The organism is Aquimarina sp. RZ0 (assembly GCF_008370685.1).
In the GTDB taxonomy this organism is placed as follows: Bacteria; Bacteroidota; Bacteroidia; order Flavobacteriales; family Flavobacteriaceae; genus Aquimarina.
The window spans coordinates 1-20,761 of record NZ_VTZU01000038.1; the positions used below are offsets into that span (position 1 = coordinate 1).

Here is a 20,761-nt window from a genome sequence, read left to right on the forward strand (position 1 = left end):
AGATATTTTTCATAATTATTTAAAGCAATTATCAGAACATAAGCCTAATGAGTTAAAAATTGTGGTCATTGACAATGCTGGATTTCATTCTACAAAAGATATGGAAATACCTGAAAATATTAAACTCCTCAGAATACCATCATATACTCCCGAATTAAATCCTTGTGAGCAAGTCTGGGCTTAGAGCATGTTTAAAAACAATGCAAACTGATTGTCAGTAGTTTGGTGTTCTGACGACACTTCAAATCGACGACATATCGAGATATGTTGCTTATTTGAAGTAAAGTCAAGGTTGTCAAAGTAATGACCAGCAGGTAGAAGGGTTTTTAAACATACTCTTATATAAAAAAGAGGTTCAAAAATAAAACGTATAATAATTTAAAAGAATTAAAAGATTGGCTGAAGCAATTTGTTGAAAGTATGAGACAAGAAACAATAAAATCTATTGTTGGAAATCATCACTATCTAAATGCTTTTTATGCGAAATAGATAACCGTAATTTGTATTATACGATTTGTGATTAAAAAATTCGTATAAATTCATTGAATTATTTTTTCTTTATGCAAGGCAAAAAAATCAAGCATAGCTGTAGCTACGGTTTATTTTTTAAACGAAGTAGAAAGGAAAAAGAAACGATGAATATGCGAAATTTTTAGTTATAAATCGTATTACATGAGATTTGATAATTTTTCATTGAATGAATCTCATAACATTCTGAAATTTCTCATACAAGAAACAGGAAATCCTGGGAGTAATGGAAGTGGATTGTGATTCATTTGTACAACTTTCTCCAGTATTTCATGGGCCATTTGAACTACATTGATTGAGGACATAGGATTGTTCTTTCTTTGTAAATTTTTGACTAGCTTTAATTGTTATTTTTTTTGTGCACAATAATTTATTTTAATAGTTAATACTTAAATTAACATTAATAAATTTTGCTCAAAGATTTTTTTCTATTCAGATACGTATCATTGTCCTTTTATCAGTGGTAAGAGCGTAAGCCACACGCTAAAATTTAGCCTGAATATGCGATTAAAAATGAAGTGTTCTTAGTGATAGTTCAATGAGTACTATAAATATAGATCAAAGTTATATTGGTTGATGCTAAGTTGTTAAATATATAGCACAAGTGTTAGATTTTACTGAATAATTAATATTATTATGAAGCTTTTGAAATTTTACCGTTAATATTTGTTTCAATTTTCCGAAAGAACTCTTCATTTTTGTATGGTTTTCTTAAGAAATCATTGAAACCTGAATCTGGATGAAGAATTGCTTCGACTGTATCCTGAGTATCTGATGCTGTCAATGCTATAATAGGAACATTATGATTAAATTTTCTAATCATTTTGGTAGATTCCATACCGCCCATATTTGGCATATTTAGATCCATTAATATAAGGTCATATCTTTTTTCTTTAACCATTTCTATTGCTATAAGTCCATCACTTGCAATTTCAGAATAATAACCTTTTGTTTTGAGAATGTTTTGTGTGACTATTTGATTTATTTTGTTGTCTTCAACAATTAGAATGTTATAAGTTTTAGTGTTTAAAATAGTGATACAATTCTTAGCTGTTTCTAACTTATTATTCGTTTTGTTGGTTAAGTCAATTTCAAAAGAAATTGAAAAATAAAAGGTGGTTCCTTTTCCAGGAGCGCTTTTTATTTTAATATCCCCTCCATGGAGCTGAACAAGGTTTTTTACGATATGTAATCCAAGACCTGTTCCTGTAGTATGATCTTTAGAATTAGCTTGGGAAAATTTTTCAAAAATTACTTCTTGTTTATCTATAGGAATTCCTCTTCCATCATCTTTTATTTCAAAAGTAATCTTGACCCTATTATTGGTAATAACTGGGTTAATGAAATTCAACCAAATATTTCCATTCTTGGTGAATTTATTAGCGTTACTAATAAGATTAATGAAGATTTGCGATAATCGTACTGAATCTCCAATCAATAAGTTTGGGATATCACTATCAAAATTAAGATGCAATACATTTCCATTTTTTTCTGTCTGATATTCAAATGAATTTTTAATATCGTCTGCAAGGTTTTTAATATTGTATAGGGACTTGTCTAGACGTATTTCATACGATTCCATTTTAGAAACCTGAAGCACATCATTTATTAAATTAAGTAAGTGATCTGCTGAGAACTTCATTAATTTTATAAACCGATGGTTTTCTTCATCCTTAATTCTTTCCATTAAAATTGATGATAATCCTACAACTCCGTATAATGGAGTTCTAAGTTCGTGACTTACAGTAGAAATGAATTTTGTTTTAACCTCTGCAAGGCGATCAGATTTTTCTTTTGCAATTTTGAGCTGTTTATTTCTTAAGGTCAGAGATTTTCCCAGAACTTTTGTTTTTCTATGGTTATATATAAAGAAACAAAAGAATATTAGACATAGTAAAAGAAGAGATATAGTAAATATAGAGATGGTTTGAGATTGTTTTGCTTTTCGTGTTTCTATAGTATTTTTTTCTTCGCTTACTATTAACTGCTTTTTGTATTGTTCTGCTTCTAATTTTTCTATATCAAGGGCAGTTTGATGATGTTTAGTGTATTTTTTAAGAATTTTATATGCTTTATCTTCTTTACCAATTTTGACTAACAGATATTCATACTTTTTGTAAATAGTCATTGCTTGCCTAAAAAGCTGATTATTTTCTGCAATAGTAGCGGCTAATTCATAATATTTTATGGCCTTGTTGTATTTGCTTTTGTGATGATAATAATCTCCATAGCTAGTGTACGTAGTAACCAATTCTGAAATATATTGTCTTCGACTAATAAAATATTTTTCACATTTTTCGAGTAAATGATGTGCTTCATTATAATCTTTTGTTTTTATATAAACATTTGCAAGGTTTAATGCAATAAGATGTTGAGTTTTTTCATTTAAATCATTAAAATTATCCTGTATATATTTTATTCTTTTAAGAGCTTTTCTAGGTTTATTAAATCCATTTATGTAAACCAAAGCAATATTATTATTTATGTCTATTGTCAATTCTGGAGAGTCTTTGAGCTCTTTTATAAACAATTCTGCAATTTTATAACTTTTAAGTGCTTCTTTATGATCTTTGGTTGAAAAGTGTATTTTTCCAAGAAAATTATAAGAATACCCTTTTAAATAATATTCTTGTTTAGAATTAAATTTTTCTGAGATATCAATTATTGATTCAATAATCCTAATACCATTAGCTTTACCTATTGAATTTAAATGTTCTTCTGTATGTATGATTGCACTCTTTAGTTCATGAAATGACATTTCCTCATATTGTTGCGTATATACAACGACATAAAATAAATGCATATATATAAAACATATATATTTGAGAATTTTAAAATTCTTCATTATCTATTTCAATTTTGGGGTAAACAAATATATTAAAAAATAACAAAAACAACAGATTAAATGCCTTTTTTTATGATTAAAAACTATTATTTAGTGATTATTATTAATTAGTGTAGTATTAAACTTTCTTATTTGTATTTATAAATTATACTTAAAATAAGTTTACAAATCTTTTTTTCCGGATGTAATTGAGCTGGTTTTAGCTTAAAGTACGCTAATTTTTTTCTACTCAGTAAATCCCTATATTATATTTACTCGATGATAGAGAGTTTAGATGGAGGCTTGCTTCAAAATCATTTTTTTTTCAATAAATGCCTGGTAGGCCTGCCCTGAGCTATTTTACTAAGATTAAGAATTTATTAAATTGATAGTATTATACGATTTACGAATAAAAATTTCGCATCTAATGACATTCTTTTTCTACTATATTTTCTTCATAAAATGAAACAATAGCTATGGCTATTCTTTAATTTGATTCATCAATCTAGCGAAAAATCCTTGCCATTATTTTTACGAAATTCTCACCCGTAAATCGTATTAGTAGATAATTTCATTTGAGAACGGCATAACCAATAACAATGAACCATCTGTTTTGTTTAGAGGTATAACGATACTGTAAGGGGATTGGAGAAATATAATAACGGTTTGCGAAATAGTAACTGTATAATAACTATTTTTCGAAAAAACTAAAAACAGAGCCTCCATATCTACGGGAGTGACTAAAATGATTTGAATCTTCTATTTTTGTATGTTTAGAATGTTCTATGATGAGTACTCCATCTTCATTAAGAAGATTATTTTGAAAAACTAATTCTGCAATTTTTTTAAACTGCGTTGCGGTAAAGTCATAAGGTGGGTCTGCAAAAATTATATCTGATTTTTGTTTTACCTTCTCCAGGTAATTATAGACATCACTTTTTATAGTTTCTATTTCAAAATTAAGTTCTTGAGCAGTGTTTTTTATATAACTGACACAGGCATAATGAGAATCTACAGCAGTAATTTTATTTGATCCACGAGATGCAAATTCATAACTTATATTACCTGTTCCAGAAAAAAGATCTAATAATGAAGTCTGAGAAAAGGTATACTGATTATTTAAAATATTAAACAAGCCTTCCTTTGCCATATCTGTGGTAGGACGAACTGGTAGTTTTTTTGGGGCTTGTAATCTTTTACCTTTATATATTCCTGAAATAATGCGCATATTAAAAATGACTTAGTAAAACAAAATGTTGATGTGGTTCTATTGTATGCATAGTTTCTGGTAGCTTATATGTGTGGTTTCTATGTCCAAAATTTATATTTCGAATATACTTATCAGCAATGGTATAATAGTCACTATTTTTAGAAATATTGCCTAAAAATATTAGTTGAAATTCTTCGGGATTCAATCTAAGCTGTTCTGCTGTAAACATCAAATAATAGAGAAAGTCATCTTTGTTTTCATAAATATATGAATTACTTAATATTAATTTTCCCTTATTAACAACAACCAAATCAAAATATTTGAAATTCATGTGTGAATACACTAAAATTGATTCATTATTTTTTTCTTTGGTAAGTATATTATCCACTAATATAGTTGAAGAATGTTTGAATGTAAAAGAACCAAATGTTTCAAAAAAGAAGTTGTTAATGTTTGTATAAGGAATATAAACAGTAACAATATCATGTTGTTCTAATTCGTCATAAGCAATAAAATCACTATCCAGAATCTTTATGTTATATGAAAGATATTCATTTAATAATTGTGGGTCAAAAAGGGCTTTGGGAACAAAGGTATAAAGATCATTTTGATAAATAATCTCGATAGTACTAAATTCATATTTTAGTTTTGGATGGTGGTCAAGAGTATATTTTATTTTGTCAAGTACCTGTTGCGGAGATAATTGTATCCCAAAATTGTCATAGTCCAGCACAAGAACTTCATTTTCTTGATTTAGGACACAAAAAGAAAGTCCATTCAGACTTACCTGAATGGACAATATATAGTTTGTAATTTCTGAAATATTATTCTTTTTTATCGTTTGAGTCATAGGTTTTAGGCCAATTACCTGTAGTATTTACCTCTGCCATAGAACCTACGGATAGATATGGTCCATCGACACCTTCTACAGATACTAATTGTTTTTCTTGATATAATAAGTCTTTGTCAAGATCATGTAGCAGAATATCCTTAGATACTTTAGCTTCAAAAACACTTATTCTGATCCCATTCTTATCGATAAAACCAGCATCCAGTTCAAATTTTGCATCCTTACCTTTTACAGGTACAGTCATCATATTTTTATAACGATCTGTTCCTTTAAACAAAGAATCTTTTACAGACGCATAGCCAAGAGTATCAACCACCACAGTATCTCTAGGTTCATCAATTTGCAAAACTTTATTAAACCTGATAAAACTAGAATCTCTTCGCTGGGTAAGTGTAAACTTAGCAGTATCTATAAAAGTAATTAACTTGGTCGGATCCTTTTCAAATTTTCCAGTAACTGTTTTATGAGCTAATTCTGCTTGTCGGATATCTTTCAAACTCTTAATAGCTAGTGCGTAGCGTGCTTTTTTCTCTTTATTAAATTTTACAGGACCTATAATAGAATTATATACCATGTATCCTAAGGCTGCGATGACTACCCATAGAACTAATTGAAGAACAATTTTCATTTTATAATTTAGCTTTTAGACATTAGTGTATACGCAAATCTACAATTTTTTTTTAATCGTAAAAGTTTAAAGCCAAAAAATCATTGTTATCTTTGATTTATTAACAGAATATGAATTTAATGGGTATTGATTTTTCATGAGGGAAACAGAATTTTATCAGTTTTTAAAAGACGATTTTCCTTTTGAACCAACTGTAAAACAGGATATTGTGCTTCAAAAGCTATCTCAGTTTATACTGTCTGAGGATAAAAACTCCCTTTTTTTATTAAAAGGGTACGCAGGAACAGGGAAGACTACTTTAATAGGTACTTTAGTAAAAAACCTTTGGAAAGCTAAATTAAATTTTGTTTTATTAGCACCAACCGGTCGTGCTGCAAAGGTGATTAGTAATTATTCTGGGAGACAGGCACAGACAATTCATCGTAATATATATTATCCAAAAAAGAATACTAATGGAGGGATGGCTTTTCAGCTAAAACAAAATAAAAGTAGAAATACGATTTTTATTGTTGATGAAGCGTCTATGATTCCTGACACTCCGAGTGATAATAAACTATTCGAAAATGGATCATTATTAGATGATCTAATGCTATATGTATATTCTGGTCATAACTGTAAGATTCTTTTTATTGGAGATACAGCCCAATTACCACCAGTAAAACTTGAAGTAAGCCCTGCATTAGATCCAGATACATTATCCCTGGGATTTCATAAAGATGTAACACAGATCGAATTAGACGAAGTAGTAAGGCAAGCAGAGAATAGTGGGATTTTAATGAACGCAACATCGTTACGAGATATTTTAAATGAAGGGTTCTATGATTCTTTTCAATTTGATATTTCAGATTATGTAGATATTATCAGATTAGTAGATGGTCATGATATTATGGACGCACTCAATGAATCATATGCCAGTAAAGGGCATGAAGAATCAGTTATTATTTTGCGTTCTAATAAAAGAGCTAATATTTATAATCAACAAATTCGTTCCAGAATACTTTTTCAAGAAGAAGAACTTTCTGCAGGCGATTATTTAATGGTCGTTAAAAATAATTATTTCTGGTTAGACACTAAAAGTGAGGCAGGTTTTATTGCCAATGGCGATATAATTAAAATATTAGAAATTTATGCTATTAAGGAGTTATACGGTTTTCGTTTTGCTGAAGTTAAGATGGCGATGGTAGATTATCCTGATCAAAAACATATAGAAACTGTATTGATACTGGATACCTTGACATCAGAGACACCTTCACTGTCTTATGAGGAATCAAACAAATTGTACCAAGAGGTAATGAAAGATTTTGAAGATGAAAAATCAAAATATAAAAAATTTATTGGAGTAAAGAATAATAAGTTTTTTAACGGGTTACAGGTAAAATTTTCCTATGCAATTACTTGCCATAAATCTCAAGGAGGTCAATGGGATACTGTATTTATTGAGCAACCATATCTTCCAGACGGAGTTATTAATAAAGACTATTTAAGGTGGTTGTATACGGCAGTTACACGCGCAAAAGAAAAATTATATCTTATTGGTTTTAAAGATGATTTTTTTACAGAAAACTGATATGTTTTAGAATATGCAAGAAACTATTTTGAGTATTTGTTTGGGTATAGGATTGGCAGCATCTGCCGGTTTTAGAGTGTTTTTGCCATTGTTAGCAGTAAGCATAGCAGGATATTATGGTGTAATTCCACTAAATTCTGATTGGCAGTGGGTAGGGAGTACTGTAACCTTAATCGTTTTATCTATAGCAACGATAATCGAGATTTTTGCTTACTACATTCCATGGTTTGACAATTTACTTGATACCATTGCAATTCCGTTAGCAGCAATAGCAGGAACTGCCGTGATGGTATCTACGCTAGTTGATGTGAGCCCTTTAGTTACTTGGGCATTAGCTATCATTGCTGGTGGAGGTACGGCTGCAACTGTAAAAAGTACTATGAGTGCATCCAGATTAACATCAACAGTTACAACAGGAGGATTAGCAAATCCTTTACTAGCAACTATTGAAACAGGTACTGCTTCTATAATGTCGGTACTTTCTATTTTTTTAGCCCCGTTGGCAATTATTTTAGTAGTATTGATATTATTTGGATTAAGAAAAGTTTATAAAAAACTATTTTCAAGGTCTTCTTGAAAATAGATATAAAAAAGTTATTTTTGACATTGCAAAAAAGCAAGCAATTTTGAACAAAACTAAGCTGAAAACTATCGCGATGATTCCCGCGAGATATGCCGCATCTCGGTTTCCTGGAAAGTTGATGCAGGATCTAGGTGGGAAAACAGTTATTCTAAGAACGTATGAAGCCGCTGTTAGTACATCACTATTTGATGATGTTTATGTGGTTACAGATAATGAAATCATTTTTGATGAAATTTCTTCTCATGGTGGAAAAGCTATCATGAGTGTTAAAGAGCATGATTGCGGAAGTGATAGAATAGCAGAGGCTGTTGAAAAAATGGATATTGACATTGTTGTAAATGTCCAGGGAGATGAACCATTTACCGAGAGAGAAAGTCTGGAGAAAGTACTAGAAGTCTTTAAAGGAGACGATGCAGATCGGATTGATTTAGCAAGCCTAATGACTCCTATGAATGATTGGGATGATATCGTGAATTCTAATAGTGTAAAAGTAATTGTAGATAGAGATAATTATGCTTTGTATTTTTCTCGTGCTCCTATACCATATCCCAGAGATAAAAAAATACATCATACATATTATAAGCATAAGGGAATTTATGCGTTTAGAAAACAAGCGATATTAGATTTTTACCACTTACCCATGAGGACATTAGAAGCTTCAGAAAAAATCGAATGTATACGATTTCTGGAGTATGGTAAAAATATCAAAATGGTAGAAACGAAGCACGAAGGTGTAGAAATAGATACTCCGGAAGATTTGGAAAAAGCAAAAAAAATAATAAATAAGGAAACTTTTTTGAATATAGAAGCTACAATTACGAAGAAAAAACAATCTATTCACAAGAATTTTCCGATGGTACCAAGAGTAGTATTTGGAAATGGTTCTTTTGATCAATTGAAAGAAATTATTTCTCCTGAACGCAAAAATGGAGCACCGTTTATTTATTTAATCGATGATGTTTTTAAAAATAATACGGTATTTATTGAGAATAGAATACAATTATCTGGTAATGACAAAATAGTATATGTCTCAACAGAAGAAGAGCCAAAAACGGCTCAAGTAGATATTTTGGTTTCTGAAATTAAAGACGAATTTTCATTTTTACCCAGTGGTATTATTGGTATTGGTGGTGGATCTGTTATGGATCTGGCAAAAGCAGTAGCTATAATGCTTAATAATCCAGGAAGTGCGACTAAATATCAAGGATGGGATCTAGTTCATAATAGATCAGTATATCATGTAGGTATTCCAACTATTTCGGGAACAGGAGCAGAGGTGTCACGCACTACAGTGCTTACAGGTCCAGAACGTAAACTGGGTATTAATTCTGATTTTACACCTTTTGATCAGGTAATATTAGATCCTGAATTGACAATAAATGTTCCTAAGGATCAATGGTTTTATACAGGTATGGATTGTTATATACATTGTATAGAATCGTTAAATGGTACTTTTTTGAATGCTTTTAGCCAAAGTTATGGCGAAAAGGCTTTTGATTTGTGCAAAGAAATTTTTTTAGAAGATACGTTGGATAAGATGGAGGCTAGCGAAAAACTAATGATGGCTTCTTGGCATGGTGGTATGAGCATTGCTTATTCTCAGGTAGGAGTTGCTCATGCTATGAGTTATGGGCTTGCATATGTTTTGGGCACTAAACACGGGATAGGTAATTGTATAGTATTTGATAAGTTAGGTAAATACTACCCTGAAGGAGTGGCTCTATTTAAGAGAATGAAAGAGATTCATAATATTCATCTTCCTACAGGTGTCTGCACTAATGTAACAGAAGAGCAATTGGATACAATGGTATCTGTAGCACTTGGGTTGGTGCCATTATGGGAGAATGCATTGGGTAAAAACTGGCAAGATGAAATAAACGCAGATATTCTTAAAGCAATTTATCGTACATTGTAATTTTATCTTTTCAAAAATTATCTAAAGTTTATTATGAAACGACTCTCATCTTTTATTTATCATAAGATTCTGGGATGGAAGATGATAGGCGATTTTGACAAAGAAAATATAAAAAAGTGTGTTGTTATCGCTGTACCTCATACAAGCTGGCATGACTTTTATATGGGACTGTTGATTCGTCAGGTAGATGATATTAAGATTAGTTTTATGGGCAAGAAAGAACTATTTAGATGGCCGTTAGGATGGTATTTTAAAAGAGTAGGAGGTATACCGCTAGATAGAACTTCGGGTCAGAATAAGGTAGATGCAATAGCTAAAGAGTTTGAGAAAAGAAACGAACTTAGACTTACATTGGCGCCAGAAGGGACCAGAAAGAAAGTATCATCTTGGAAAACCGGATTTTATTATATAGCAAAAGCAGCCAATGTCCCCATTATTATGGTAACATTCGACTTTGGGAAAAAGCAAAACGTAATTTCAGCACCGTTTTATCCAACAGATGATATTGAACAAGATCTTCAATTCATGTATAGTTTTTTTAAGGATGTAAAAGGAAAAATTCCAGAATATAGTTTTACTCCAGATACTTAGAATTTTCGTGTATTTTCTTCCTTAATCTCTTGCTTTTCTTCTTTCTCTTTGGTTTTTTCTTCAACATTTCCTCCTCCAAAAATTAATTCAGTACTGGAAAAGGTAGTTCCAAAAGTTTTAGTAGCCAAATATACTTGCGAAATTGCGCTTTCTACTTGTTCCGGAGTGAGCTCTTTTAAAGGGTGAACATATGCAGACCATAGAATCCCATTAGATATAGCATATTTAACATCCAGTGCAGAGTGAAAATTAGCTGTCAAAGAATCTAACAATAAATCTTTATCCAAATTCCCGGAATCTGTAATAGGTGCAATAATTCGCATGCGATTATTAGTAGCATCAGTGATACAAAGCATCGGTACTTCTTTATACACGAATTGCCAGTTACCAGTCACTCCACCAAGGGTATCTGCATTTTTAGTTATAATTTCACCAAGGACATCATTATTCATGTGCTGTTGGGAATAAGAAAATAAACTAATAGAGAATAAGGCAATGAAAATCAGTTGCTTCATAGTAGTGCTAATTTTTATTTCTGTCGAAACATTACAATAAACATAACAAAAAAAGATTACCTTATTAAGGTAATCTCTTTAATAATTACAATTATTTTGTTTTTTAGCTCTCAGAAAAAGATTCTTCCATCGTATGATATACATTTTGAACATCATCATCTTCTTCAATCTTTTCTAATAACTTCTCTACATCGGCAGCTTGTTCTGCAGATATTTTTTTAGTGACTTGCGGGATACGTTCAAAACCGGAGGATAGAATTTCGATACTTCTGCTTTCTAGCTCTTTCTGGATAGCACCAAAACTCTCGAAAGGCGCATATATTAATATACCATCATCATCCTGAAAAACTTCTTCTGCTCCAAAATCAATAAACTCGAGTTCTAATTCTTCTGGATCAAGACCTTCACCATTGATTCTGAAATTACAGGTATGATCAAACATAAATTCTACCGAGCCCGATGTACCGAGATTTCCATCACATTTATTAAAATACGATCTGATATTTGCTACAGTTCTGTTATTATTATCCGTAGCTGTTTCTACCAGAATTGCAATACCGTGGGGAGCGTAACCTTCAAACAACACTTCTTTATAATCTCCCTGATCTTTATCCGAAGCTTTTTTGATAGCACGCTCTACATTATCCTTTGGCATATTCACAGACTTAGCATTTTGTATAACTGCTCTTAGTCTGGAATTAGAAGCAGGATCAGGTCCTCCTTCTTTTACAGCCATTACAATGTCTTTACCTATTCTCGTAAATGCTTTGGCCATTGCCGACCAGCGTTTCATTTTACGTGCTTTTCTGAATTCAAAAGCTCTTCCCATAATATAATTTTAAGATCTAAAATACAAACATAAGTAGAATGGTTTTTTTTAACAAACTCAATGAGAATGAATTTAAGAATCTCCTACGATGATTTCATCAATTGTCTTGGCAAGTGCAAAATCAATTTCTGTAACACCTCCTGCATCGTGAGTTGACAAGCTGATTGCTAGTTTATTGTAAACATTAGCCCAATCGGGGTGATGTTGCTGTGCTTCAGCCTCAAAAGCGATGCGTGCCATTACAGAAAAAGCATCTTTAAAATCATTAAATTCAAAGGTTGTATGTATTGCGTTATCTTGATATTCCCATCCATCAATACTTTTTAGACGTTCCTGTATTTCTTGTTCTGATAGCTTTTTCATGTTCGGTATGATTAGTGTTTTTTTATGTTTTATTTCAATTTAGGGTAGTCCATTTTTATTTTAAGCCTAATTCCTCTCTAAGAACTTCATCATGATTACTGTTTTTACCCCAATACGGTGATTTAATTCTTTTAATTTTAATAGCTTTTGTAGTTAATTCTTTAGCACTAGCTCCAAAACCACTTTTGAATGTTTCACTCCAACTTTCGATTTCATAGGGAAAAGTTTTATTGAAGGTAATATTTATTGTTCTGCTTAGAGTTGGATATTCAATGGTATATGTATAAAAATCATTTTCGTTCTGTAAGTTGGCTATGGCACTATATGCTTTAATTTCTTTATGTCTAAGCCTGCAATATTCAAAAGAAGGTATAATCTCTATATTTCCCTTGGGTAAATTATCTGGATCAATTCTTATTTTTGTCCACAGTTCATTTTCTAGGATAGTTTTGTTCAGACTAAATTCCTGATCCGCTTCTCCTTGAAAATAGGAGTGAGACAATATTTCATATTGTTCACGATTGTTTAGCTGTGCATATACGTGTCCGCACCATTCTTGCATAGAGCTCGAAATCTTAAGTGCATGTTGATTATCTGATACAGGATAAAATGTACTTTGCATAATTGAGTACGGATAAATGCCCGTATTAAATTTTTTAGTGGCATTGAGTTTAAGCACAGGGATATTTGTATCATTTTGATCGTCTGCTTTTACCTGTTCTCTGGACAAAAAATCTTCTGTGACATAGATAAGTACAGTTTTTCCTTTTCTAATTTCTCCATATCTGGCTTGCTCAAGCTGATATGACGTTATTTCTGCAGTACCTGAGTACCAATATTTTTTGAAATCTTCAGAAAGCTCTTTAGCAGGTTTTTTGATTTGCACAGGTTTTTCGGTAGTAGTTTTGATTGCTTTATCCGCTTTTATATTACTACAAGCAATAATTACTAATATGCCTAATATTCCAAATAATAGCAGTGACTTTTTCATACTATAATTTTTTTAAAATCTTTAACATGGCAAATTACAATAAAGCTATGAGCTGGCAATTTCAATTAACGTTTTGGTAACGACTGTTTCTTAAATAATTCTGCTTTTAAAAAAAGGTTTGATGCATTTTAGAGGTAACAAATCCGATAGTAAAGACATTAATTATTGAAGAATTGACTTAAAAATAATTGTCGATTTATAAAATAACTTTTAAAAATGTATTATTATGAAAACTTTTTTTAAATCTTTAGGGATTCTTTTTCTTATTTCAATATTCATTTCTTGTGAGGTAAATGAATATGAGCTAGTTGAAGAAAATGAGATCGAATTATCCAATAATAATATCAATATTGAAAAAACTATTAGTGATCCTGAATGCACTAGAATAGTTGGATCACCAGACCCTGTATGCTTTACAGGTGATAGAGAATATTCGGTTAGACATTCTTTTGGTGATGGAGCAGCAATCCGTTGGTCAATAAGAAGTGGTAATGGAGTTTTTATTATTGGCTCTGCCACAAGTAATTTTGTTACTATAAGGTTTACTAGTCAATTTAGAGGTGGAGAAATACAAGTAATAGTAGGAAATTGTACTTCAATATTAGAATTAAGTTCCTGCGGAGTAGTAGAATGCCCTCCAAATACTGCACCCGCCAGACCAGGAGCAATAACTTTTGATATATTTTTGGGATCAAGACCTAATAATGGCGATTTTTGTACTAATACCGTATCAAATGCACTCTGGGTATCTAATGTTGAATGTGCAGTAGATTATATATGGACAATCAGTCCATCAGGTTTTGGTATTAAACTAGAAAAAAGTCCAGTTCATCCAGCTACAGCATTAGTCGAAGTGAATCAACCAGGAGAATATATTGTTTCAGTCAAAGCAGTTAGTGCGAGTGGTCTGATCAGTACTGCAAGGTCAATTAGTTTGATAGCAGAAAATTGTAATAACGGGGGTATTTTCTAATCTTGTTAACGTTTAATATTCAATAGTCTTATATCCAACCTACAGTATTTTAGGTTGGATATAAGGCTATGATTTTACAATTTCAATTAACGTATCATAAACAAGTTGAACAGGCAATCCCATTACATTAAAATAACTGCCATCAATATGAGTAATACCAATATAACCAATCCATTCCTGAATCCCATACGCTCCGGCCTTATCTAATGGAGAAAAATTATCTACATAGTATGTTATTTCTTCCTGAGTAAGTTCTTTAAATGTGACCTCGGTTTTTTGATTAATAATCCTAGTTGTATTGATTGTTTTAAAACATACTGAGGTAATTACCTGATGGGTGTCACCAGATAGAGAGGCTATCATATGTTTAGCTTGCGCGTGAGATTTTGGCTTTCCTATAGCTTTATCTTTATGCCATACAATAGTATCGCTAGTTACCAAAATATCATTTGATTTTAGAGAGGTAAAAGCGTCTGATTTTAATTTGGCAAGATAATCTGATATTTCTTCAGCTTGTAAGTTGTCAGGATAGATTTCATCAATTTCTTTTAGCCGAATTGTAAAATTCAAGCCTAAGTCTTTAAAGAATTGCTGTCTTCTAGGTGATCCGGATGCAAGTATAAGATTATAATCTTTAAGTACTTCTTTTAGCATAGTTTATTTTAAAATAAATTGGTATAGTAATAATGATAGCGAAGCCGTAAATAATACAATTTTAAGAATAACACTAAGTATATTAAAGTGCTTATTAGTTTCTGCGTTCCAGCTTTTAAACATAAATAGTAACAAGGGCGCAATTATAAATCCTAAAACCGAAATAACAGCTATGGTATTGCTAAAGAGATAGGTGTAGATGTAATAAATAACAAATCCCAGAGGAATAATAATTAATCCGCTTATAAGTTTTACCGTTCGGTCTTTTCCCAGCGTAATTGGAATCGTGTTTAACCCTGCATTATGGTCTTTATCCATGGTGATGCAATCTTTAGTAATCTCTCTTATGACAGTAATAATGAATGCGAATATTGCATAATCCATTACGATAGAAAAAAATACGGTTTGAGAAGCTCTGTTTTTGTCTGTTATGGCAGGTAATAAGTCAAAAATAGGAATTACAATGAGACTTAAAGCTATGAGTACTCCTATAATCAGATTTTTTAGAATTATTATTTCTTTCAGATAAGAGGCATATATATAGAATACTCCAGAAATAATTATAAATAAAGCAACAAAACCAGGTCTGCCAATTAAATTACTCATATAAAACCCGATCAATACTCCAATAACATTGAATATAATAAACCATAGATTAGCAGCTTTTTCTGAAATAACCCCATTTAGTAAGCCATTAGTATGCTCAGAGGTGTAAATTTCGATACCAATATTTCCGGCAGCAGTAATGCATATAGTAGACAATACCAATAGGGTAATCCCGAAACCATTTAAAGTAATATCGATACCAAAAGGGTCAAAAAGACCATATTTCACACATAACTGTGCAATAGCGATAAGGAATAGGTTATCAAATTTGATAAGCTTTAAGAATGGATACATAAAAAGGATTAAATCAATTAGTCCGCAAATGTAATAATTAATCTTTTCTAAACCGTATGAGTCAATTGTTGTTGATGGATAAAATTTGGCAGTATTATTCGTTTTTGACTCATTCTTTAGGAATAAAGTTTATTGTGTAGAATACTACCAATTCTGCTTTAAAAATACTGAAATGAAAAGAAACATTTTTTTGAAGTACAAAAACAGGTAACAAATTTGAATAGATATTTTTTAGGTTAGAATTGAATAATTAAGGGATATTTGAAAAAAAATATAAAAAGTAGGGTAACATTTTAAATACTTATGACATTAATTAGAAATGATAAATAAACAGAAATGAAAAAAATACTTTTATTGATTGGATTCGGAGTTACTTTTGGATTAAGTGCTCAAAATAGGCTAGAATCAACAGGAAATGTTGGTGTCGGAACTCTCACACCCAGTGATAAATTAACAATAGAGAGTGAAAATAGTTATGCAAACTTAAGATTAACAAGAAAGGGAAGCAATCCGGCAGATTTTAGAATTTGGTCTGGTTATGGGCAGCTAGAGTTTAGAAATTCATTAAATGAAGTAAAATTATCTTTGGATGATAATGGAAATTTAGGGTTAGGAACCATTATGCCCAGTGATAAATTGACGATAGAGAACGAAAATAGTTATGCAAACTTAAGATTGACCAGAAAAGGAAGTAATCCGGCAGATTTTAGAATTTGGTCTGGTTATGGGCAATTAGAGTTTAGAAATTCATCAAATGAAGTAAAATTATTGATTAGAGATAATGGTAATGTTGGTATAGGTACATTATCTCCCGGTTCGTGGAAACTAGCTGTGAATGGTAATATAAGAGCAAAAGAGATTAAGGTGGAGACAGGTTGGTCTGATTTTGTCTTTTACAAGGACTATGAATTACCTACGCTTGCAGAAGTAGAAAATCATATAAAAGAAAAAGGGCATTTAAAAGATATTCCAAGTGCCGTTGAAGTTGAGAAAAATGGAATCTTTTTGGGAAAGATGAACGCTAAACTACTTCAGAAGATTGAAGAATTGACTTTGTATACAATACAGCAGCATAAAGAAATTGAAAAATTAAAATTGCAAAATAAAAAGTTTCTAGAATTGCAATCAAGATTAGAGAAACTAGAGGCTAAAAAATAAAAATATAAGTCACATCAATAAGGTAATTTTTTTTGAGTTCAACTATTAATAACCTCAGCGTAATTCTCTGGAGGGTGTTTTTTTGATTCTTTTAGAAATTGGACTCATTTTTACTTTCTCTATTTCCTGAAAAATGGATAAAATTGACTCATATTTCCTTATTTTTTTCAGGCGTAGTTAGGCGATGCTTTTCAAAAAAATGTATCATCTGTACAAATTTTATCTCATTTTATGTTAAAAATAAAAAGCCAAGATGAGTTCATTACTATTAGAAGAATTGGAATGAACAATATTCTGGAAATTAGACTATTTTTTTTAGAAATATATCTAATAAATTTGCGAGTTGTGATTGTACATGAATCTCCTACATTTTAATTTGTTCAATATGTTGCGTAGTATTAGAAAATTGTTCATTATTTATAATGAATTGAGACGAGATTTTTATACAATATTGATTAATGATTCAGTAGTAAAAATTAAAATATGGTATTGGTAATGACAAGTTGTGATTTAATGGTTTGAACATAGAATATTGACGTATAAATATTCTTTTGTTTGTGATAATTATTTTTGAATTATAGAATTCGTAGAGGTCTGCTTGAAATTTTTAATTAATGTAATATGCGGGTTAATAAATTTATAACTAGTGATTTGTAAGTTAAGCGGGGAGACTTTATTAAATGGTGTAATAGGGTATTTAATTATTTTATTGTTTTTATTTATATAATCTTTTAAAACCAATTAAATTATGAGAACTATTAATGCTATTTTTTGTGTCTTTTGCCTATTTTTTTACAATTCGATTGCCCAGTGTAACGATGGAATAAAAAATGGAGAAGCTACCTTTTATGGAGGAGTATCAGGCAGCTCCGGGGGTAATTGTTCTTTACCAGTAGCGATTGATGATTTTATGCATGCAGCCTTAAATACCGTAGATTATGATGGGAGTAATGCTTGCGGAGCTTGTCTGGAGGTAACAGGGTCTAGTGGTAGTGCTATTGTAAAAGTAGTGGATAGATGTCCAGAGTGTAAAGAAGGGGATGTAAACCTCTCACAAGAAGCTTTTGCTATGATAGCAAACCCAATAGATGGTATAGTACCTATTAGTTGGAAATATGTTCCTTGTCCATTGTCCAATAACACTATTAAAATTAATTTTAAAACTGGATCTAGTATCTACTGGACAGCAATACAGTTTAGAGATATCAAAAGAGGGATGTCTAAAATGGAATATTTAAAGAATGGTAGCTGGGTAAATGTAAACAGAGAATTATATAACTTTTTTATCGAGCCAACTGGGATAGAATCTCCGATGAGTTTAAGGATTACGTCTGATATTGGAGAACAATTGGTAATAAATGATGTACCTATTAACGTCGATCAGGATTTTGATACAGGAGTACAGTTTAGCACTCCGGCAGATTGCATATCAGGAACAGAGGATATTCTTCCAATTGGTTCTATAATAACTCTAAAAGGTAATAACGACAAGTTTGTAAGTTCAGAGAATGGGATTTTACCAATGACTTGTCTTAGAACTTCTGTTGGAGAGTGGGAAAAATTTACAGTAGTTGATGCTGGAAATGATATGATTGCTCTTTTAGATAATAATAACAAATACATAAGTTCAGAAAATGGAAATTTCTTTATGAATAGTAACAGATCTTCTATCGGGTCATGGGAGAAGTTTACTGTAATTGATTCAGGAAATGGTCAGATTTCTTTTAAAGGTAATAACAACAAATATGTAAGCTCACAAAATGGAACTTTACCGATGATATGTAATAGAACTTCTGTTGGAGAGTGGGAAAAGTTTAGAGTTAATATATTGGGAAATTTTGGACGCGATTTTTCTCCTGAGCAGGAAGAATCTTTAACAGAAGAAACTGGAGTAACTTTTTACCCTAATCCTGTAAAAGATGGAATACTAAACTTTAATTTTAAAAAGGAAATAGAAAATATTCAGGTAACTATTACCAATTTAAAAGGTCAGGAAGTATTTAGACAATTTTATGGAAAGATGTTAGATAAAACGATAAAAACTCAAGATTTGTCAAAAGGGATTTATATCGTTCATATTAAGGGAGGTACTATTGATAAACAACAAAGAATCGTTGTAGAATAATATACTTAGAAAGTTAAAAAACTACTACTGTGCTTTTAATCAGTAGTAGTTTTTTAGTTTTTTATATTTTTTTTGTTAGAATCACAGTCAAAACTATATAGCGCTTGGTCAGAATTGATATTATCTATGATGATAAGGCTCATTTCTTAAAATGGTAAACCCGCGGTATAATTGCTCGATAAAAAATAATCGAATCATTTGATGTGAAAATGTCATTTTTGATAATGAGAGTTTCGTATTCGAGCGATTGTAGACATCAGGACTAAATCCATAAGGTCCTCCAATAACAAAAACCAATTGTTTTAGACCACTATTCATATATTTCTGCAGTACTTCAGAAAAAGAAACAGAATCATATTGTTTACCATTTTCATCTAATAGAATTAATACATCAGCCGTATTTATTTTGTCTAAAATAAGTTTCCCTTCCTTACTTTTTTGCTCAACTTCACTAAGATTTTTAGTATTCTTAATATCCGGGATAATTTCAAAAGTAAACTTGATATAAAAACCGAGCCTCTTTACATAATCATTTATAAGATTTTCTAATAGTTTATGATCTGTTTTGCCAACGGCAATTAACTTGATGGTCATTTTATTTGTTTTAAGCTTTCATACAGCAGATTGACTTAAAAAAACGCCGAAGAAGTAAATTTCCGACTTCTTTTTTTACTTTAGCAAAAATAACCATTCAATATGATTACAAAAGCTCAATTTGATAAAGAAGTTGATTTAATAATAGCTAATGCGATTAGAGAAGATGTAGGTGATGGAGATCATAGTTCATTAGCGTGTATTCCAGATACAACCACTGGTAAAGCCAAATTACTGGTAAAAGACAAAGGGATACTGGCAGGAATTGATTTTGCCAAAAAAGTTTTTAATTACGTGGATCCAACTCTAGACATAGAAATATTGTTAGAAGATGGTACCAAGGTAGTTTATGGGGATGTAGCATTTTATATTTCGGGGAACTCTCAATCTATATTAAAAGCAGAACGATTGGTATTGAATGCAATGCAGCGTATGAGTGCAATTGCTACTAAGACGAATCATTTTGTGCAATTATTGGAAGGAACAGGAACCAAAATTCTTGACACAAGAAAAACAACCCCTGGCATTAGAGCTTTAGAAAAATGGGCAGTAAAAATAGGAGGAGGAGAAAATCATAGGTTTGCCTTATATGATATGATTATGCTTAAGGATAATCACATCGATTTTGCAGGAGGGATTACCAAAGCCATTGAGAAAACAAAAAAGTATTTGACAGATACCCAAAAAGATTTAAAAATTATTGTAGAAGCTCGTAATCTTGAAGAGATAAGAGAAATACTGCAAACTTCAGGAGTATATCGTATACTAATTGATAACTTTGATTATAAAGATACCCGCAAAGCAGTGGAGCTTATAGGCAATAGTTGTTTAACAGAATCGAGTGGTGGCATCAATGAAGAAACGATACGTGCATATGCAGAGTGCGGAGTGAATTATATTAGTAGTGGTGCATTAACACATTCTATTTATAATTTAGATTTGAGCCTGAAAGCGGTATAATAT

Annotated in this window: 19 protein-coding genes and 2 pseudogenes; 10 read left to right on the top strand and 11 right to left on the bottom strand. The window is 31.1% G+C overall.

Annotated features, from left to right (window positions below; translation table 11 throughout):
* Positions 1 to 184: transposase (locus F0000_RS15075; protein WP_255452765.1), on the top strand; the 184-nt coding region annotated here is incomplete at its 5' end.
* Positions 185 to 1,162: 978 nt separating this feature from the next.
* Here F0000_RS15075 and F0000_RS15080 read toward each other — a convergent pair.
* The 4 genes from F0000_RS15080 to F0000_RS15095 form a co-directional block, all read right to left on the bottom strand.
* Positions 1,163 to 3,373 carry an ATP-binding protein gene (locus tag F0000_RS15080; protein WP_149625559.1) on the bottom strand — a complete coding sequence of 737 codons (2,211 nt, stop codon included), beginning with the start codon at positions 3,371 to 3,373 and terminating at the stop codon, positions 1,163 to 1,165.
* Between the two features lie 670 nt (positions 3,374 to 4,043).
* Entirely contained in the window at positions 4,044 to 4,580 is a 537-nt protein-coding gene (locus tag F0000_RS15085; RefSeq protein WP_149625560.1) for an RsmD family RNA methyltransferase, read from the bottom strand.
* 1 nt (position 4,581) lies between these two features.
* A complete protein-coding gene (locus tag F0000_RS15090) occupies positions 4,582 to 5,412 on the bottom strand; it encodes a DUF3822 family protein (RefSeq protein ID WP_149625561.1) in 831 nt (276 codons plus the stop codon).
* The gene (locus tag F0000_RS15095) at positions 5,387 to 6,040 is read right to left on the bottom strand and encodes a hypothetical protein (protein WP_149625562.1); all 654 of its coding nucleotides are present in this window, start codon (positions 6,038 to 6,040) and stop codon (positions 5,387 to 5,389) included. The genes F0000_RS15090 and F0000_RS15095 overlap by 26 nt, the downstream gene beginning before the upstream one ends.
* A 136-nt stretch (positions 6,041 to 6,176) precedes the next feature.
* Here F0000_RS15095 and F0000_RS15100 point away from each other — a divergent pair, with 136 nt between their 5' ends.
* The 5 genes and pseudogenes from F0000_RS15100 (at position 6,177) to F0000_RS15115 (ending at position 10,696) form a co-directional block, all read left to right on the top strand.
* The gene (locus F0000_RS15100; protein ID WP_149625563.1) at positions 6,177 to 7,607 is read left to right on the top strand and encodes an ATP-dependent RecD-like DNA helicase; all 1,431 of its coding nucleotides are present in this window, start codon (positions 6,177 to 6,179) and stop codon (positions 7,605 to 7,607) included.
* A gap of 13 nt (positions 7,608 to 7,620) precedes the next feature.
* On the top strand, positions 7,621 to 8,184 hold the full coding sequence (locus F0000_RS15105; RefSeq protein WP_149625564.1) for a DUF4126 domain-containing protein: 564 nt from the start codon (positions 7,621 to 7,623) through the stop codon (positions 8,182 to 8,184).
* 79 nt (positions 8,185 to 8,263) lie between these two features.
* Positions 8,264 to 8,968 (top strand): annotated as a pseudogene (kdsB, locus tag F0000_RS28300) (3-deoxy-manno-octulosonate cytidylyltransferase); the annotation flags it as partial.
* A gap of 96 nt (positions 8,969 to 9,064) precedes the next feature.
* A pseudogene (locus F0000_RS28305) lies at positions 9,065 to 10,105 on the top strand (iron-containing alcohol dehydrogenase family protein); the annotation flags it as partial.
* A gap of 33 nt (positions 10,106 to 10,138) precedes the next feature.
* Positions 10,139 to 10,696: a 1-acyl-sn-glycerol-3-phosphate acyltransferase gene (locus F0000_RS15115; RefSeq protein ID WP_149625565.1), complete on the top strand. Its 558-nt coding sequence runs from the start codon at positions 10,139 to 10,141 to the stop codon at positions 10,694 to 10,696.
* Here F0000_RS15115 and F0000_RS15120 read toward each other — a convergent pair.
* From F0000_RS15120 to F0000_RS15135, 4 genes are all read right to left on the bottom strand, one after another.
* Positions 10,693 to 11,211 (bottom strand): hypothetical protein, encoded by a 519-nt coding sequence (locus tag F0000_RS15120; protein ID WP_149625566.1) that lies wholly within the window; start codon positions 11,209 to 11,211, stop codon positions 10,693 to 10,695. The genes F0000_RS15115 and F0000_RS15120 overlap by 4 nt on opposite strands.
* A gap of 103 nt (positions 11,212 to 11,314) precedes the next feature.
* Entirely contained in the window at positions 11,315 to 12,040 is a 726-nt protein-coding gene (locus tag F0000_RS15125) for a YebC/PmpR family DNA-binding transcriptional regulator (protein ID WP_149625567.1), read from the bottom strand.
* 72 nt (positions 12,041 to 12,112) lie between these two features.
* Positions 12,113 to 12,403: a 4a-hydroxytetrahydrobiopterin dehydratase gene (locus F0000_RS15130; RefSeq protein ID WP_149625568.1), complete on the bottom strand. Its 291-nt coding sequence runs from the start codon at positions 12,401 to 12,403 to the stop codon at positions 12,113 to 12,115.
* A gap of 55 nt (positions 12,404 to 12,458) precedes the next feature.
* Positions 12,459 to 13,394 (bottom strand): septum formation inhibitor Maf, encoded by a 936-nt coding sequence (locus F0000_RS15135; protein ID WP_149625569.1) that lies wholly within the window; start codon positions 13,392 to 13,394, stop codon positions 12,459 to 12,461.
* Between the two features lie 226 nt (positions 13,395 to 13,620).
* Here F0000_RS15135 and F0000_RS15140 point away from each other — a divergent pair, with 226 nt between their 5' ends.
* The gene (locus tag F0000_RS15140; RefSeq protein WP_149625570.1) at positions 13,621 to 14,367 is read left to right on the top strand and encodes a hypothetical protein; all 747 of its coding nucleotides are present in this window, start codon (positions 13,621 to 13,623) and stop codon (positions 14,365 to 14,367) included.
* A 66-nt stretch (positions 14,368 to 14,433) separates the two neighbouring features.
* Here the strand turns inward: F0000_RS15140 and F0000_RS15145 are convergent, their stop codons facing one another.
* Both F0000_RS15145 and F0000_RS15150 read right to left on the bottom strand, forming a co-directional pair.
* Positions 14,434 to 15,021, bottom strand: a complete 588-nt coding sequence (locus F0000_RS15145; RefSeq protein WP_149625571.1) for a Maf-like protein — start codon at positions 15,019 to 15,021, stop codon at positions 14,434 to 14,436.
* Between the two features lie 3 nt (positions 15,022 to 15,024).
* Positions 15,025 to 15,921, bottom strand: coding sequence for a geranylgeranylglycerol-phosphate geranylgeranyltransferase (locus F0000_RS15150; RefSeq protein ID WP_149625572.1), 897 nt, complete (start codon positions 15,919 to 15,921; stop codon positions 15,025 to 15,027).
* Positions 15,922 to 16,257: 336 nt separating this feature from the next.
* On the opposite strand from F0000_RS15150, the gene F0000_RS15155 reads away from it, so the two are divergent.
* Together F0000_RS15155 and F0000_RS27785 are read left to right on the top strand one after the other, a co-directional pair.
* Positions 16,258 to 17,079, top strand: coding sequence for a hypothetical protein (locus F0000_RS15155; protein ID WP_149625573.1), 822 nt, complete (start codon positions 16,258 to 16,260; stop codon positions 17,077 to 17,079).
* A gap of 748 nt (positions 17,080 to 17,827) precedes the next feature.
* Positions 17,828 to 19,204 carry an expansin EXLX1 family cellulose-binding protein gene (locus F0000_RS27785; protein WP_188112135.1) on the top strand — a complete coding sequence of 459 codons (1,377 nt, stop codon included), beginning with the start codon at positions 17,828 to 17,830 and terminating at the stop codon, positions 19,202 to 19,204.
* 120 nt (positions 19,205 to 19,324) lie between these two features.
* Here the strand turns inward: F0000_RS27785 and rlmH are convergent, their stop codons facing one another.
* Positions 19,325 to 19,798, bottom strand: coding sequence for a 23S rRNA (pseudouridine(1915)-N(3))-methyltransferase RlmH (gene rlmH, locus F0000_RS15165; protein WP_149625574.1), 474 nt, complete (start codon positions 19,796 to 19,798; stop codon positions 19,325 to 19,327).
* A gap of 102 nt (positions 19,799 to 19,900) precedes the next feature.
* On the opposite strand from rlmH, the gene nadC reads away from it, so the two are divergent.
* Positions 19,901 to 20,758, top strand: coding sequence for a carboxylating nicotinate-nucleotide diphosphorylase (nadC, locus tag F0000_RS15170; RefSeq protein ID WP_149625575.1), 858 nt, complete (start codon positions 19,901 to 19,903; stop codon positions 20,756 to 20,758).
* The last annotated feature ends 3 nt before the right edge of the window (positions 20,759 to 20,761 follow it).